The organism is Salinimicrobium catena, assembly GCF_900102915.1.
Lineage (GTDB): Bacteria > Bacteroidota > Bacteroidia > Flavobacteriales > Flavobacteriaceae > Salinimicrobium > Salinimicrobium catena.
In genome coordinates, this window is sequence record NZ_FNGG01000001.1 from 185788 (window position 1) to 202667 (window position 16880).

The window sequence follows — 16880 nt, forward strand, 5'->3', positions numbered from 1 at the left end:
TTTATCAGTCGGACTTTCTTTTTATTAGAGCATGAAGACGCCAAAGCTTGTCAAAAAACTTTTTCCCCGGCGCCTGTGGGGCGGCCCCACTGACGGGAAAAAACTGTACCTCACCTTTGACGACGGGCCCATTCCAGAAGTTACTCCCTGGGTGCTGGAAGAGCTGAAAGAATACAATGCCAAAGCTACCTTCTTTTGCATTGGCGATAATATCGCAAAACATCCTGAAATTTATAAAAAGGTGATTTCTGAAGGCCATTCAGTAGGGAATCATACTTTCAACCACCTCAACGGCTGGAAAACCTCTGTAGAAAAATATCTTCAAAACACCGAAGAATGCCGGCAGGTAATGGAGCGGCATTCGATCCAGAAGATTTCTTCCGAAGAAAAAGGGATGAAAAATGAGTTTTTTCGCCCCCCTTATGGCCGGATCAAAAGCAGGCAGGCACAAGCCCTTGAAAAGCTTGGCTATAAGATCGTGATGTGGGACATCATCAGCATGGATTATGACTCTAATCTTTCAGCTGAAAAATGCTACAGGAGAGTCGCGTACTATGCCAAAAGCGGCAGCATCATTGTATTCCACGATAGCTTAAAGGCCGAAAAGAATTTGAGGTATGCCCTGCCAAAGATCCTGAAGCATTTCAGCCGGGAAGGCTATAGTTTTAACAAGCTGAAATAAGGTTTATTTAAGGATATTTATCGCTCCTAAAAAGCTAACATACAACAACATAGATTGGGATTATTTCCTTAAATTAGATAGCTTTTTGAGACTATCTGGAGATTCAAAAGAGGCAATAAAATCCTTAACCTATGAGAAGGTATCTTTCAACTGCAGACCTGATAGTAATTATCGTGACTTTTTTGCTGTTCACACTAGCTTTATTTACCAAGGGTTTTACTCATGATTTGCTTTTGGAAGCAGGTGTGTTACTGGTTTCAATTAAATTAATCCTGATGAATTACAAAAACACGAGACTTAACATTAAGATCATGGAAAAGTTGGACCAAATAGACCAGGATATTAAGCAACAAAGAAAGGATTGAGTACTTCTCCTAAAATATCCTGAGGTTGCTTTAGAGACAGATCCTTAAATAATGCTGCTGTTTAATCTTCTGCAAGAGCATCCACGTCGACAAAAATGTCTTCATTTTCAGAAAAATCAAGCGTCTCCGCAGACAATCCGTATTTCATAAATTGATCTATTCCTTTTTGAAGCAGCCTTTCGGTGCTGAATTTTCTGCTGGTAGCCAAAACGAGTCCGCCCCGGGTGATCCTGAAAAAGTATTTACCGCTTCCGGTTCTGGCTTTTCTGAAGGTAAAGGATTCCAGGTCGTTTTGCAGCGTGGAAATGATCAACTCACAATCTGATTTTTCTTTGCACGCGATGCTGGTAAAGATGGTCTTTCCCCTACGATTGGCGAAAGTGAATTTAAAATTTTCGTTAGATCGTTTACTTATCACGAATGCACTCATAGATACCCCTGAAATTTTTGACAGGGTGCAAATCTAAAAAAAGCAGAAAATGAAAACCCCTCCCCACTTTGAAAAGTTATCAAGAACAGAAGATCTGGGGAAAAGACCAGCCAACAATCGATTTATTGCCTCCTGTTATTGTCGGCCGCAACTTCATCAGTATCGCGGCGATATTTCAGCATGGAAATACCGGCGATAAAAAATATGAACCCGATAATGGCGAGCGCCCAGGGATGCAGCATGAGGGCTACGCTTCCGAAAATTCCCAAAATGCCCAGCACAAGCGAAATTGCGCCTCCAATCAACATAATAAATGCCAAAAGCTTGATCATAACAAATGTTTTGGTTAGGGAAATAAAATTAGAAAATCCTGATAATTCCCACGCAGCATTAACATTTATTATGCACTTTCCGTAGAAAATTTAACCATACATATAGGTTTCTGCCAAAGAAGCTCATTTATAGCTACCTCAACCTGTTCCTTTTCAGGATAGGACCTAGCCGTCCTTTGAGCTCTTCGGAAGCATCCACCAGCATCTGCTCAGTGGTTGGAAAAGGAACAAAGCGATTTTGAAGAAGCAGCTTATCCTCCTTGTTCAAAAGCCGCTCGTCGCCTTTAAAAGATGCAAACACGTTTTCAAAGATAAACTCTGTTCCCAAAGGATAGCTATTAAGCAGCCTGTCCTGGTGAAGGTCTATGTAATCCACTTCCCCCTGCAGGGCAAGAGTTTTGGTCTGGATGGTTTTATATAGAACCCCTTTGACAGTTTTGAAGTTCTCGATCTTGATCTTATTACCAAGGCTGTCCAGAACAAACTCGCCCTTTCGGTCCTTTTTGTAATAGGAACTCTCCAACACCTCGGCCTCCAGCGGAATTTCACGTTCCAGGACTCTTTCAGGGGAGACCACTATTTCCCTGAAATTGAGATTCACAGCAAAATCATATTTATGGTCACTGCTCATAGAAGCATGGTACTCGGTCCAGAAATCATCCAGTCCGTAAGTATTGAAATCCAGAAGTTCCTGTTCCAGCCGCTGCGGGATCACCAGCGGAGTTTCATTCTTCAGTTCCACGAAGACGAAATCGGTTCCGTAGAAATGAGATTTTTCCAGCAGTTGTTCGGTGTCTTTGTAATTCGGGTAAAGACGATCCAGTTCTGAAAGTTTTTGGTGCGCCTGGCGGAAAGCCATTTTATCATTCTTCTGCATCAAGCCGCGGGATTCCTCATAAAGGAAATCTGCATAATCGTTCCTGGCAGCTATAATATCTTCAGAATAATCTGCGAATTTGAATTTTGCCTCCCTGTTCTTTGAGTACAGGTTTAGGGGTAGAAGAGGAGAAATCTGCTGCTGTACCTGCTGCAGCCCTTGGTACAGCCGGTAGATCTCGCGGCTGCTTGTGGGATTCCCGGCTTTTTTCAGAAAACTGATCCGTTTCTTTGTGGCTTCTGTATGTTTCTTGAAGGCATCCTCCAGGATAAGAATGTGCTCCTGATTGGCTTTTTTGTCTTTATCCTTCTGAAGTTTCTCAACGGCAATGGCGATAGCTTCGGTATAATTACCTTTGTTGAGGGCCTGCTGCCCGCGCTTCACACTGCTGCATGCGGTGAGGATCAAAAAACTGAAGATTAGGAGTATGCTTTTTTTCATGGTGTTACCGGTTTGGTGTACGTACCAAAAATAGAAAAAAAGCGCTTTGATTTTTAGATGTACTCCTGCATCAATCCAATAAGTGTATTGGCATCCTGCTCCCCGCTTTGGCGCCACCTCATTTCGCCCGACTTGTAGATCATGAGCGTAGGCAGGCTTTTCACCCTGAGAGCTTCAGCCAGTTCGGCATTTTTATCAACGTTGATCTTGATCACTTTGCCTTTGTCGCCCATGGCGGCAGCCACATCCTTAAGCACCGGATGCATGGCTGCGGAAGTTTCATCCCAGTCTGTATAGAACTCCAGAAGAATGGGAATGCGCAGATCGATTAATTCACCAAATTTTGACATAAACCCAATGTATTAAATGAGCTAAAAAGGCCATTGTAAATCACTCCATCTACAGCAGCCTCTATCAAATATAGTGAAATCTTTGAATTATGCGGGTTTAGGCCCTTTGCGAAGTTCGATCACCGAAATCTCAGGCCAGATGCCCACCCTGCCGGGGTATGCTAAAAATCCGAAGCCACGGTTCACATTGATATACTTGCCGAATTCCTCGTATATACCCGCCCAGTTTTCGTAGCGGTATTGAACCGGGCTCCATTTGAACCACCCGGGTATTTCAATACCAAACTGCATTCCGTGCGTATGTCCGCTCAAAGTGAGGTGGTAATGTTTTTCATCTTTCTTGATCCTTTCCTGCCAATACGAAGGGTCATGAGAAAGCAGCACTTTAAAATCTTCAGCCTGCAGACTTGCAGCAGCCTTATCAAGATCTCCGGCTTTTTTAAAACCGCCTATCCCCCAGTTCTCAACTCCAACTAAGGCAATACGCTGTCCGTCCTTTTCCAGGTACCGGTGCTCGTTGAGCAACAGGTTCCAGCCCATATCGGCATGTACCTTTTTTAGCGCATCGAGGTTTTCCTTTTTGGCTTCGGAAGATTCCCAGTTCACATAATCGCCATAATCGTGATTTCCCAGAACTGAATACACCCCATCTTGAGCTTTTAACTGCGAAAAAATTCCTTTCCAATCATCCATTTCTGAAGCCTTGTTATTCACCAGGTCCCCTGTAAAGGTGATCACATCGCTTTCCTGTTCATTAATAAGATCTATGCCGTATTTGATCTTTTCGGGATTGTCAAAGCTTCCGCTGTGAATATCGCTTATCTGGGTAATTCGGTATTTGTCAAAAGCATCTGGCAGGTCGTCGAAGTAAAGCACATATTTAAGCACTTTATAGTTATACCTTCCCTGGTACATTCCGTAGAGCAAAGAAGCGAACGGAATGGCAGCAAGGCCAAGAGCGATCTGACTGATGAACTTTCGCCTACCGGGAATGGAAAAATCTTTGTTGGACTGCGCCAGCTTTTTACCTGCACCCACCAGGACCCTTACCAGATCCTCTCCAAACAGCAGGAAGAACATGAGCAGCTTTGGCACAAAAAAGGCAAGAAAGAAACCTACCGAATAACTTCTCGCGCCAGACCATCCTTCATTTCCCGGTCCGTTGAACTGGTACAGTAGGTTTCCCAGCGCCAGCAACGAAAAGAAAAGGTAGATATAGTAGATCCAGGAATGCCGGGTAATTGTTTTAAAAGCCTGGTAGGCATAAATATCCAGAACAACATAAATAGCTACAAAAATGATCCAGCGCATGGGCAAATTTTTTGCCGAAGATAATTCGGAAGAAGGTTTATTAAATTGTTTTTAGGTGGTTTAAATTAATAGCTCCATAACCACCCTTTATTTCAGTCGAATCTTTTGAACAATAATAAGGCCAAACCCAATAGTGGCAGCTTCAGAAGAATTCTTATTTTAGGGCATGAAAAGAAGAAAATTTATCAGGAATGCCGCTTTAGGCAGTGCAGGCCTCACCGCCTTCTCGCCTCTCAGCCTATTTTCAACTCCCATAAAAGCCTCTGTCATGAAATTCAATCCTGTTACCATTGCCACCTGGAATTTTCCCAATGCCAGTAAAAAAGCTGGAGAAATGCTCGCTGCGGGCGCTACTGCGCTTGATGCGGTTGAACAGGGCGTGATGGTGGAAGAGGCCGACATCAGGAACACCACTGTCGGGAAAGGAGGCGCGCCTGACAGGGAAGGAAGTGTCACTCTTGATGCCTGCATCATGAATCCGGAAGGAGATGCCGGCGCGGTGGTTTACCTCAAGAATAATACCCACGCGGTTTCTGTCGCTCGTAAAGTGATGGAAGAAACCCCGCATGTTATTCTGGCCGGGGAAGGCGCCGATCAATTTGCCCGGTCACAGGGCTTTGAAAAAGAAGAACTTTTGACAGATGCTTCAAAAGCAGCTTATAAAGAGTGGCTCAAGAAAAAGGAATACAAACCTATCATAAACATTGAGAACCACGACACCATTGGGATGTTGTGCATGGATCAAGAAGGAGACATTGCCGGAGCCTGCACCAGCTCCGGACTCTCTTACAAAATGAACGGCCGGGTGGGCGATTCTCCTATCATTGGGTCAGGACTTTTCCTGGACAACGAAGTGGGCGGCGCTGTAGCGACCGGTATGGGTGAAGCAATCTTGAAGAGTGTGGGCAGTTTTCTTATTGTAGAACTTATGCGGCAGGGAAGAACGCCGCAGAAAGCCTGCGAAGAAGCTATAGCGAGGATCATCAAACAGAACCCGAACTATAAAGATTTCCAGGCCGCATTCATCGCTCTAAACAAGGAAGGTGAGGTAGGCTCCTATTGCATTCAGCAAGGCTTTAGTTACATGAAATACAGGGACGGCAAAAATGAAAATTTCAAAAGCGCATACTATTTTTAGCAGATGAGTTTCCCAAAGCCAATCCCCTTTTTTTGGCAATAACTTTGTAGTTTTGGGAATTATCAAAAACACCAAAATGGCCGAACAAAAGCGACTCTTTCTACTTGATGCATATGCCCTGATCTTCCGCGGATATTATGCGTTCATCAAAAATCCACGTATCAACTCTAAAGGACTGGACACCTCTGCGATCATGGGGTTCACCAATTCCCTTTTTGATGTGATACGCCGGGAGAAACCGGACCACCTTGCCGTGTGTTTTGACAAGGAAGGAAGCGACGCCCGCACCGAGATGTTCGAGGCTTACAAGGCCCACAGAGATGCCACGCCGGAGCCTATTTTACAGGCCATTCCATACATCCAGAACATTTTGAAGGCCATGCACATTCCCGTGGTGGTGCTTCCCGGCTGCGAGGCCGATGATATCATTGGCACCCTTGCCAAACAGGCAGAAAAAGAAGGCTACAAGGTATTCATGGTCACCCCAGATAAGGACTTTGCCCAACTGGTGACCGAAAATATTTTCATGTACCGACCTGCCCGAATGGGTAACGGGATCGAGATCTGGGGAATCCCCGAAGTTCAGAAAAAGTTCGAGGTAGAAAGGCCCGAGCAGGTGATCGATTTCCTCGGAATGATGGGCGATGCTGTTGATAATATCCCGGGATTACCGGGAGTGGGTGAAAAGACCGCCAAGAAATTCCTGAAGCAGTTCGGAAGTATGGAAGCGCTTCTGGCCAATACAGACCAGCTGAAAGGAAAAATGCGCGAGAAGGTGGAAGCCAATGCCGAGTTGGGACTTATTTCCAAGAAACTGGCAGCCATCATGACCGATTGCAATGTGCAGTTTCACGCAGAAGATTATGAGCTTTCCATGCCCGATTCTGAAAAGGTACAGGAGATCTTTGAAGAACTGGAATTCAGAAGGCTGAAGGACCAGTTCCTGAAGCTATTTTCGGGTGAGGAAACAGCCTCTCCTACGCAAGTGACCAATTCTCCAACAGCCAAAGCCCAGGCACAAAACGCAGGCGCAGGCCAGTTCTCTCTTTTTGGCGGAGAAGAGGGTCAGAATTTGGAAGCTGTTTCAGGAAGAAGGACCATAAAAGAGGCGGCACATGTTTACCAAAGCGTAGAGGCCGGCATGGCCATGCAGCTGTTCCTTCAGAATTTGATGAAACAAAAATGCGTGTGCCTTGAAGTGACCACCACAGATCTTGACCCCATCACTGCGGAAGTAATAGGGATCGCGTTTTCCTGGGAGGCGGGAAAAGGTTTTTACCTGCCCTTTTCCGAAGATAAAGCAGAGGCACAACAGTTAATGGATGAGCTCAAGCCTTTCTTTGCCGCAGAAGACATTGAAAAAGTAGGCCAAAACCTGAAAAACGATATTAAGGTCCTGGCAAAATATGGCGTGGAATTCAAAGGTCCGCTCTTTGACACCATGTTGGCTCACTATCTTATCAATCCGGATATGCGTCACGGGCTGGACGTACTTTCAGAAACCTACCTGAATTACACTCCTGTGTTCGTGGAAGAATTGCTGGGAAAAGGCAAGAACCGGAAATCAATGAGGGACATTCCGCTGGAAGAGCAAACAGAATTCAGTGTAGAAGATGCCGATGTCATCCTTCAGTTAAAACAAAAATTCGCCCCTGAGCTCAAGGAGGCCAACACCGAAAAATTGTTCAATGAGATCGAGATCCCGCTGGTAAAAGTACTGGCAGACATGGAACTGGAAGGCATCAGGCTGGATAAGGAGTTCCTGAGCAGCCTTTCCGAAGAACTGGAGAACGACATAAAGAACCTTGAAAAGGACATTTACGAGACAGCGGGGGAAGAGTTCAACATTGGTTCTCCAAAACAGCTGGGAATCATCCTTTTTGAGAAATTAAAACTGGTTGAAAAACCAAAAAAGACAAAGACCGGACAGTATTCCACGGGAGAGGACATCCTCTCTGCCCTGGCTCCTAACCACAAGATCGTACAACAGGTAATGGATTACCGCGGGCTGGTTAAACTGAAAAACACGTACATAGACGCATTGCCCCTGCAGGTAGAGGAAAGCACCGGCCGCGTTCATACCGAATACATGCAAACCGTTGCCGCTACCGGAAGGTTGAGCTCCAACAATCCAAATTTGCAGAACATTCCTATCAGGACAGAAAGGGGAAGACAGGTAAGAAAAGCCTTCGTACCCCGGGATGAAGAACATGTGTTGCTGGCTGCCGATTATTCCCAGATAGAACTGCGCATCATCGCTTCGCTGAGCAAGGAAGACAACATGATCCAGGCTTTTAAGGACGGGCAGGACATTCACACCTCCACGGCCGCCAAAGTCTTTGGAGTGCCTATGGAAGAAGTGACCCGTGAACAGCGCAGCAACGCCAAAACAGTCAATTTCGGAATAGTGTACGGGGTTTCCGCTTTTGGACTGAGCAACCAGACCAACCTTTCAAGAGGTGAGGCGAAAGACCTTATTGACACCTATTATAAGACCTACCCGAAACTTCGGAATTACATCAGCGAACAAATAGATTATGCCCGAGAACACGGTTACGTGCAAACCATTTTAGGAAGACGGCGTTATCTGCGCGACATCAATTCCCAGAACGCGGTGGTTAGAGGCGCCGCCGAAAGAAATGCTGTGAACGCTCCTATCCAGGGAAGCGCAGCCGATATCATCAAACTGGCCATGATCAACATTCACAGAAGGCTGAAAGCGGAAAATTTCAAAACAAAAATGCTGCTGCAGGTTCACGATGAACTTGTCTTTGATGTTTACAAACCCGAACTGGAGGAAGTCAAAAAACTGGTAAGATCAGAAATGGAAAGCGCGTTCATCATGGATGTGCCGCTAGATGTAGATATGGGAACAGGTATGAACTGGCTGGAAGCACATTAGGTGAGACGTTAGACGTTATATCTTAGAAGTTAGCCCAAACCTTACAGGATACAGAAATCTGTGAGGTTTCTTTTATTTCAGAATAAAAAAGGCTCCTGCCGGTTTAGCAGGAGCCTTTATACATTAATCGGTCAAATAATTATAGAAGAAAACGGTAGGTCGCTTTGATCAAAAAGGTGTTCTGCGGTTTCTGTCGCAACAACTGACTATCCACGATCCCGCTGAAGTTGTCGTTGACATCTCCCATGCCGTTGATCCCCTGCGACCACACCAGGTAGATCTCAGATCCCGGAATGTATTCCCACCTGGCCACCAGGTTGGAACGGTACTGCACAAAGGCAAAATCTGGATTTGAAACGCTGTAGTCGGTCACATTATCACGGTTCTCATCGATCAAGTAAGTATTGTTCGCAAAACTCACCTGTGGTTCATCATACCAACGTACACGCTGATCGATATCCTCGGCGGTCGCGTCTACAACATAATTCAGGTTTGAATAATCGGCCTTGAAAATGTACGGTTGCCCGTAATACTGAATGGTCAGATCGGGATTGATGTTGTAATTCAATCTTAAGGTAGCGCTCAGGGTTTCCTGGTCTATCGCACCGAGAATATATCGGGCAGAGTTATTAAAAGAACGTTCGGCAACATATTGGGTCTTGCTCGGATTGGTCGCGTATTCAAGCTCCAGTGACAGACTCAGGGAATTGAGCGGCTGGTACTTTAGGCCGGCCTCGAACCTGTCAAGGCTAAAGCTGTTCTGTTTTCCTTCAGAATGAACCCATCCGAATTTCGTGGCCAGCTTCTTTCGCTGATCACTTCCGGAGAAAATAAAGAAATAGTTTTCTTCATTATATCTCCAACGCGGCCCGCCACGTAAAAAGGTATTGACAAAGATGCGCGGTTTGTGCGCAGCCCCGCCTTCGCTCCACCAGTTGTTCTTGTAATTAATAAAACCTACCACCTCATACTGCGTCCTGTTGTAGTTGCCTTCGAAATCGAACGCAGTGGACTGGTTCAAGCCTAAAACTGCTTTCCGGAACCAGCTGGTGGGTTTATTGAATTGCCTTCTCACATTTAGATATTGCTTGATATTGTCAGCTTGCCGCAAAAACCCGATATCATTGATCTCCAGCTCCGGGGAAAGCCAGTTGCCGCCTACCTGGTACTGCCAGTCACCCCCGCCCTTTCCAAACTCCAGGCGACCTCCTGTTCCGGTCAATGAATTCCTGGAAGCATCTGTCTCCACATGCTCGGCATCCACCCGCTGGAAAAGGTGCACTATGGAATTCTGGGTACTCAAAATAGCTTCTTCACTTCCTTCTACCCTGCTCATCACTCCACTACCCATCAAGTAATATTTGCGGTCTTTCCAACTGTGCTTGAAATCAAGTCCGCCGGAATAGGCCCGGGTGTGCAAAAAAGAAACTTCATCTTCCATGTTCCTGTTCACCGCGGTAATGATTCCGCCTAAATAACTGTTCTTATCGTTGAAATCTTTTTGCACGCGGCCCACCACGTAATTGGTAAGCGGCTCCACCAGCCTTTCGGTTTCAGTTCCGTCGGCAGTCACCACCTCTGCATATTCCCTTGCAGTAACCGATTCCAGTACACCAACAGTCCACCCATCTTCTGTTTTTCCGCTGAATTTTGCCGCACCCAAAATGGTGGTATTGTTCGGCTGATCAACGTAAGCGGTATTCGGGCTATATGCACTTCCCTGCGGGGTGCGGCCTATTCTTCTTGAGAAGAAAAGATTATCCTGGCTGCCTGTAAAATTATAATTGAAAACACTTTTGTTCTCCACAAAGAATGGCCTTCTCTCTTCAAAGAAGATTTCAAAGCCATCCAGGGAAACGGCGCCGGGATCGGCATCTACCTGTCCAAAATCGGGGTTGATGGTAAGATCTACCGTAAGATCGTTGGTGATCCCGATCTTCGCGTCAAGTCCGGCAGTAAGATTCCCATCGCGGCCATCACGAAACGGATTTCCTTTTTCCTCTTCATAGGAATTATAACGACCAACCGTGTATGGCTGAATCTCCAGCTGCTTTTGAGGTTTGAGCCCTTTTAATCCCTTAAGCTCTCCAAAGGAACTCACCCAACCCGTTGGATTGGCGGGCACCGGCTGCCAGGTAGAACGTTCTTCGTTATTGAAATACCGGCGGGTAGACTGGATGCCCCACACCTGTTCCTCCTCATTACCGAACCTTAACTGACTCAAAGGGATCTTCACTTCTGCCGTCCAGCCCTGGTTGTCAATATTGGTTTTTAAATACCAGATGGGATTCCAGCTGGGATCGAAATTGCCATTATTGGAAACGAATTCATCACCCTTTACTCCGCTTGCAGAAATTGTGAAAGAAAAGGCGGTGCGATCGTCATTGTAACTGTCAATGTTCAGCTCCACCCAATCGCCGGGGAAGTCATCCCTGCGGCCCATTCTCCGGACGATATTTTCGGGATCGGGCTCATAACAACGGAAGGCCACGTACAGGTTCTTGTCATCATACGCGATCTTCATCATGGTCTGCTGGCTGGGCGGGGTACTATTGTCGGGTTCAAATTCAACATAGTTCGACGTCCATTCTACCGCATTCCAGGCAGGGTCATTTAAATGACCATCTATCTCTATAGCTTCCTTTCCTTCTACAGATGCTGTGGTATATGTCCTTTTTGCAAAGCTCACATCAAGTTTAGGCTCAATACTGGCCTGTGAAAAGCCTTGCAAACTGAAGAACGAAAAAGCTAAAAGAAAAGGTGTAATTCGAAAAAAATTCATTGCTCGTTTTCTGATGGTTGTCTTTAAGAGACTACCAAAACTACAGTTTGTGACAGAAAAAAGAGATTTTTTTCAAAATAAATTCAAGATACCTCCCTTCTGCTGAGAAAAAAGCAAAAAAAAGCCCCCGGAAAAATTTCCGAAGGCTCCTCAAGTATTAAGGGGGCAAAAAAGGGGGTTATTGTTTCTTATAAACGATCTCGATTCGTTCAATATCTGAAGCCACGGTGTTTCCGGGATCAGAAACTATCTGCTCGACTTCGTAATCTTCTATGGCAACGTGTAGGTACTCGCCGCTTGCATCACTGCTTAAACCGATAGTTTTAGTAAGGGTTACGGTCTGGCCGTTGATCTCTGCAGTTACAGAAAGAGTGTTACCGGACACTTCATAACCGGCAGTGTACACTCCGCTTCCGTCACATTCTACTCTGTCTTCTAAAACACTGATCCTTCCCTGTTCTGTTTCAACAATGCCTTCAGCATTAAAATCAAAATACATGCCGTCAAAACAGGTAGTTTCTGTAAGCAGGTCAACGCTGCTGCTTCCGTTGGCGTCAAGATCTACAGCAATGTTGGAGGTCATGGACTCGATCATCCAGGTTCCTACCAGTTGATTTTGCTGAATATCCTGTCCTTCAAAAACGGTCGCCGTGGCATTGAGGGAGGAATTTTCTTCGGTTAGCGTATCTGTCGAACAACCTACGAACAGAGTCGTTGCAACAGCTAGCGATAATAGGTTCAGGGCAATTTTTTTCATTTTTAACAGTTTAATTATCTGAGCTTTAGCTGTGGCAAACATACAATGGAAAAAACTTTTTTAGCAAAATTTTAACGTTAAAATTTCCTTTTGTCGGACGCTTCTTACCTTTCATCCGAAAGAGAGCTTTTTCACCTGATTTTTTCCGCCTCAAAAAAGCAGCTCCAAAAAGCGCTTTTAAGGGTCGTAGATTTTGAAAGTCGAAAAAGAAGCAGGAGATAGAAAATGCATTTTCAGAGGTCACTGAGAATCAGAAACTTTTAGCTGTTTCAAATTAATGCATCACCGTTTGTAATATAAATTTATAATTGTACATTTGCACCCCTGTTTTATGCAGGGAATGGAATGTTTAATTATTAAGTAAATTTAATTAGTGTGGACACATTAAGCTACAAAACGGTTTCTGCCAACAAAGCCACTGTAAACAAGGAGTGGGTTGTTGTAGACGCTGAAGGACAAGCCCTTGGTCGCCTATCTTCAATAGTTGCTAAGCTGTTGAGAGGAAAGTACAAGGCTAATTTTACCCCACACGTTGATTGCGGAGATAACGTAGTTGTTATCAATGCTGAAAAGATCAACTTAACAGGAAAGAAATGGGACTCTAAAGAGTACATTCGCCACACAGGCTACCCTGGGGGTCAAAAAAGTTTAACTGCTGCGGAATTATTCGGAAAAGCTCCTGAGAGACTTATCGAAAATGCAGTTAAAGGAATGCTTCCAAAGAACAAACTTGGAGCAGATCTTTTCCGTAACCTAAGGGTTTTCGCGGGCTCAGAACACAATGTTGAGGCTCAGAAACCAAAAACTATTAACTTAAACGATCTTAAGTAATGGAAGTTATTCACAAGATTGGCCGTAGAAAAACGGCTGTTGCACGGGTGTACGTTTCTCAGGGAAGCGGAAACATCACTGTAAACAAAAAAGACGTTCAGGATTACTTCTCTACTGGTACTCTTCAGTACAAAGTAAGACAACCGCTTAACATGACCGGAAACGGAGAGAGCTTTGACATCAAAGTGAACGTTTACGGAGGCGGGATCACAGGACAGGCTGAGGCCATTCGTCTTGCGTTGTCCAGAGCAATGGTAGAAGTAGACGCTGAGAACAGAGGAACACTTAAACCAGAAGGTCTGCTTACCAGAGACCCAAGAATGGTAGAGCGTAAGAAATTCGGTCAGAAGAAAGCTCGTAAGAAATTCCAGTTCTCTAAACGTTAATTTTATTTGGCGTTCAAACCGCCGAAAAGTTCATTTAAAAAAAGATTTTTTGTTGTTACTCATTCCGAAGCGAGTGAGGTTAGTTTAGCATCTAAACAGACAAGGCCGGATATATTTAGGTATCGCCACTTGCCTGTTGCTATCTCAACAGAACGTAAACTATTACAAAAATGGCAAACAAAGTAGAAGTAAAAGAATTACTTGATGCAGGTGTACATTTTGGACACCTCACAAGAAGATGGAACCCAAACATGGCGCCCTACATCTATATGGAGCGCAACGGGATTCACATCATCAACCTATACAAGAGTGCTGCTAAAATGCAGGAAGCCGGTGAGGCTCTTAGCAAGATCGCAGCCAGTGGACGAAAGATCCTTTTCGTAGCCACTAAAAAACAAGCAAAAGAGATCGTTGCTGAACAAGCCGAAAGAGCCAACATGCCTTTCATCACAGAAAGATGGCCAGGTGGTATGTTGACCAACTTCGTTACTATTCGTAAAGCTGTTAAGAAAATGGCTTCTATCGATAGAATGAAGAAAGACGGTACCTTCAACACGCTTTCTAAAAAAGAACGCTTACAAGTAGATCGTTTAAGAGCTAAGTTAGACAAGAACTTAGGTTCTATTGCCGACATGAGCCGCCTTCCAGGTGCCTTGTTCGTAGTAGACATCACTCGTGAACACATTGCGGTTAAAGAAGCTCAAAAATTAAACATTCCAATTTTTGCAATGGTCGACACCAATTCAGATCCAAGAGATGTGGATTATGTGATCCCTGCAAACGATGATGCTTCCAAATCTATCGCTAAAGTAGTTTCTTATGTTGCAGATTCTATCGTAGAAGGATTGTCTGAAAGAAAATCTTCTGGAAAAGAGAAAGAAGAAGGTTCTGAAGACAAGCCGGCAAAAAAAGCTCCAAAAGCTAAAAAGTCACAGTTAGAAACTGAAGTTCCTTCAACAGATCCTCAGGATAAAAAAGACATGAAGGAAGCGAAAGAAGATGTGAAACTACAGTCTAAACAAGAGACTTTAGAGAAAGCACGTTCTAACGACGAGGAAGAATAGAAATAACATCAAGTTAATTTATATGAGTCGTTTAGTTGCTTTTTTCGGAATTTAACTAAGCGACTTGTTCATTAAATAAAACATTTAAGACTATGGCCAAGATAACCGCCGCAGAAGTAAATAAATTAAGAAAAGCTACCGGTGCCGGTATGATGGATTGTAAAAAGGCATTGGTTGAAGCTGAAGGGGATTACGATACCGCTATCGAGATCCTTCGTAAGAAAGGACAAAAAGTTGCCGCTAACCGTGCCGACAGAGAATCATCTGAAGGGGCTGTTATCGCAACTGTGAACGCCGACAATACAAGAGGAGTTATTGTTTCCCTTAATTGTGAGACAGATTTCGTTGCCAAGAACGATTCTTTCGTACAGTTGGCTCAGGACTTCGCTAAACTTGCTCTTGACGTGAACTCTAAAGATGAGCTTTTAGCTAAAGACTACAACGGGATCACTGTTCAGGAGAAATTGACTGAGCAAACCGGAGTTATCGGTGAGAAGATCGAGATAGGTGACTTCAGAACTCTTGAGGCTCCTTTCGTAGGTTCTTACATCCATGCGGGTAACAAGATTGCTGTTCTTACAGGTCTTTCCGGTAAGTCTGACAACGCAGAAGAAGTTGCAAAGAACGTTTCTATGCAGGCAGCTGCCATGAACCCTGTTGCTTTGAACGAGGAAGGTGTTGACCAGTCTGTAGTTGAGAAAGAGATCGAGATCGCTAAAGATCAATTGAGAGAAGAAGGTAAGCCGGAAGAGATGTTAGACAACATCGCTAAAGGTAAGATCAAGCGTTTCTTCAAAGACAACACTCTTGTTAACCAGGCTTTCATCAAGGACAACAAAATGACCGTTGCCGAGTATGTAAAATCTGAGGACAAGGATCTTTCTGTTGTTGCTTTTGAAAGAGTAGCTTTAGGATAATTTCTTCGGAAAAATCAAAAAAAAACCCGCTTCTGAAAAGAGGCGGGTTTTTTGTTTGATACTAAGGCTGCGGAAGCTTCTCAAAAGTCATGAACTTATCAGGGTCACTTTCGGGAATAGACGGGTATAAGTAACCTATATTGAACCGCCCCGGATCCAGCTTATCGAAAGACAACGCCGTTTCATCTTCAGAACCTTCAAGGCTCAAGAAGATCTCATCGCCGTCTATACGAAAATCATAGACCTCGACATTTTCATTTTCATCTATCCGGGTCATTTTCTTATCTGAAGAAAAGATCAATGTAGTCCGGAAACTTTGCGGATATACCTCCTCCCATTGCCCATTCAGGGTATCTTCTACCTCCTCGTCTGTCATACAGCCCGTGAAGCTGACACAGACAACTAAAAGAGTGAAAAGCTTTGTAAATAGTTTGGTTTTCATGTTTACTGATACTTGTTAAAATCACAATAAAAATATAAAATTCTCTCCGGCTAGATTCTTCGGCTCAATAATATATTTTGACATAAAATTCTCAGCAATAATTTCCTTAGTTTTGCACAACCCACAATTCACTTACATGCAATACAAAAGAATCTTACTAAAACTATCAGGAGAGGCCCTTATGGGGAATCGCCAGTATGGGATCGACCCGGAGCGTCTCGCCGAATATGCTAAAGAGATCAAGGCCGTTACCACCAAAGGGGTTGAAGTAGCGATCGTGATAGGCGGCGGAAACATCTTTAGAGGTGTGGCCGGAGCCAGCCGCGGAATGGATCGTGTAACGGGAGACCACATGGGGATGCTGGCCACCGTGATCAACGGACTAGCTTTGCAGAGCGCGCTTGAAGATGCCGAGATCGAAACCCGGCTTCAGTCGGCGGTAAAGATAAATGAAGTTGCCGAGCCCTTCATCAGGAGAAAAGCGATGCGCCACCTGGAAAAAGGGCGGGTAGTGATCTTTGGAGGAGGAACGGGAAATCCTTATTTTACAACAGATTCCGCAGCAGTTCTCAGAGCTATAGAGATACATGCCGATGTGATCCTTAAAGGCACACGCGTAGACGGTATCTACACCGCAGATCCTGAAAAAGACAAAAAAGCTACTAAATTTGATTTTATTAGCTTTGATGATGTGTTGACCAAAGGACTAAAAGTAATGGACACCACGGCCTTTACTCTTAGCCAGGAAAACAAGTTGCCGATCATTGTTTTTGACATGAACAAACCGGGTAACCTTGAAAAAGTGGTTACCGGAGAAAATATTGGAACCAAAGTAAACCTGTAACAGCTTCTCAAAAAGCAGTTTTAATTAAG

Annotated in this window: 16 protein-coding genes; 8 read left to right on the plus strand and 8 right to left on the minus strand. The window is 44.5% G+C overall.

The annotated features are described in order from the left end of the window. Positions 1–31 precede the first annotated feature (31 nt). Positions 32–682, plus strand: coding sequence for a polysaccharide deacetylase family protein (locus tag BLS64_RS00845; RefSeq protein WP_093110797.1), 651 nt, complete (start codon positions 32–34; stop codon positions 680–682). A 426-nt stretch (positions 683–1108) separates the two neighbouring features. On the opposite strand, the gene BLS64_RS00855 is transcribed toward BLS64_RS00845, so the two are convergent. From BLS64_RS00855 to BLS64_RS00875, 5 genes are all read right to left on the minus strand, one after another. Next, positions 1109–1477 (minus strand): YegP family protein, encoded by a 369-nt coding sequence (locus BLS64_RS00855; protein ID WP_093110801.1) that lies wholly within the window; start codon positions 1475–1477, stop codon positions 1109–1111. A 122-nt stretch (positions 1478–1599) separates the two neighbouring features. Next, positions 1600–1809: a hypothetical protein gene (locus tag BLS64_RS00860; RefSeq protein WP_093110803.1), complete on the minus strand. Its 210-nt coding sequence runs from the start codon at positions 1807–1809 to the stop codon at positions 1600–1602. Positions 1810–1942: 133 nt separating this feature from the next. Beyond that, positions 1943–3127, minus strand: coding sequence for a hypothetical protein (locus BLS64_RS00865; protein WP_093110805.1), 1185 nt, complete (start codon positions 3125–3127; stop codon positions 1943–1945). A gap of 53 nt (positions 3128–3180) precedes the next feature. Next, complete coding sequence (locus BLS64_RS00870) at positions 3181–3477, minus strand: thioredoxin family protein (RefSeq protein ID WP_093110807.1); 297 nt, start codon at positions 3475–3477, stop codon at positions 3181–3183. Positions 3478–3564: 87 nt separating this feature from the next. After that, complete coding sequence (locus BLS64_RS00875) at positions 3565–4788, minus strand: metallophosphoesterase (RefSeq protein WP_093110809.1); 1224 nt, start codon at positions 4786–4788, stop codon at positions 3565–3567. 166 nt (positions 4789–4954) lie between these two features. Between BLS64_RS00875 and BLS64_RS00880 the strand changes: the two genes are divergently transcribed. Together BLS64_RS00880 and polA are read left to right on the plus strand one after the other, a co-directional pair. After that, positions 4955–5926 (plus strand): N(4)-(beta-N-acetylglucosaminyl)-L-asparaginase, encoded by a 972-nt coding sequence (locus BLS64_RS00880; protein ID WP_093110811.1) that lies wholly within the window; start codon positions 4955–4957, stop codon positions 5924–5926. Between the two features lie 76 nt (positions 5927–6002). Next, a complete protein-coding gene (gene polA / locus BLS64_RS00885; protein ID WP_093112209.1) occupies positions 6003–8828 on the plus strand; it encodes a DNA polymerase I in 2826 nt (941 codons plus the stop codon). Between the two features lie 139 nt (positions 8829–8967). Here polA and BLS64_RS00890 read toward each other — a convergent pair whose 3' ends face one another. Together BLS64_RS00890 and BLS64_RS00895 are read right to left on the minus strand one after the other, a co-directional pair. Next, positions 8968–11610, minus strand: coding sequence for a DUF5916 domain-containing protein (locus BLS64_RS00890; RefSeq protein WP_093110813.1), 2643 nt, complete (start codon positions 11608–11610; stop codon positions 8968–8970). 178 nt (positions 11611–11788) lie between these two features. Further along, a complete protein-coding gene (locus BLS64_RS00895) occupies positions 11789–12367 on the minus strand; it encodes a lipocalin family protein (protein ID WP_176763401.1) in 579 nt (192 codons plus the stop codon). A gap of 375 nt (positions 12368–12742) precedes the next feature. Between BLS64_RS00895 and rplM the strand changes: the two genes are divergently transcribed. The 4 genes from rplM (at position 12743) to tsf (ending at position 15565) form a co-directional block, all read left to right on the plus strand. Beyond that, positions 12743–13198: a 50S ribosomal protein L13 gene (rplM, locus tag BLS64_RS00900; protein ID WP_093110817.1), complete on the plus strand. Its 456-nt coding sequence runs from the start codon at positions 12743–12745 to the stop codon at positions 13196–13198. Then, the gene (rpsI, locus tag BLS64_RS00905; RefSeq protein WP_093110819.1) at positions 13198–13584 is read left to right on the plus strand and encodes a 30S ribosomal protein S9; all 387 of its coding nucleotides are present in this window, start codon (positions 13198–13200) and stop codon (positions 13582–13584) included. The genes rplM and rpsI overlap by 1 nt, the downstream gene beginning before the upstream one ends. A gap of 170 nt (positions 13585–13754) precedes the next feature. Further along, entirely contained in the window at positions 13755–14648 is an 894-nt protein-coding gene (gene rpsB / locus BLS64_RS00910; RefSeq protein WP_093110821.1) for a 30S ribosomal protein S2, read from the plus strand. 92 nt (positions 14649–14740) lie between these two features. Continuing rightward, positions 14741–15565, plus strand: coding sequence for a translation elongation factor Ts (gene tsf / locus BLS64_RS00915; protein ID WP_093110823.1), 825 nt, complete (start codon positions 14741–14743; stop codon positions 15563–15565). Positions 15566–15626: 61 nt separating this feature from the next. Here the strand turns inward: tsf and BLS64_RS00920 are convergent, their stop codons facing one another. Further along, positions 15627–16007, minus strand: coding sequence for a hypothetical protein (locus BLS64_RS00920; protein WP_143019253.1), 381 nt, complete (start codon positions 16005–16007; stop codon positions 15627–15629). A gap of 136 nt (positions 16008–16143) precedes the next feature. Here BLS64_RS00920 and pyrH point away from each other — a divergent pair, with 136 nt between their 5' ends. Beyond that, positions 16144–16851, plus strand: coding sequence for a UMP kinase (gene pyrH, locus BLS64_RS00925; RefSeq protein ID WP_093110826.1), 708 nt, complete (start codon positions 16144–16146; stop codon positions 16849–16851). Positions 16852–16880: the final 29 nt, after the last annotated feature.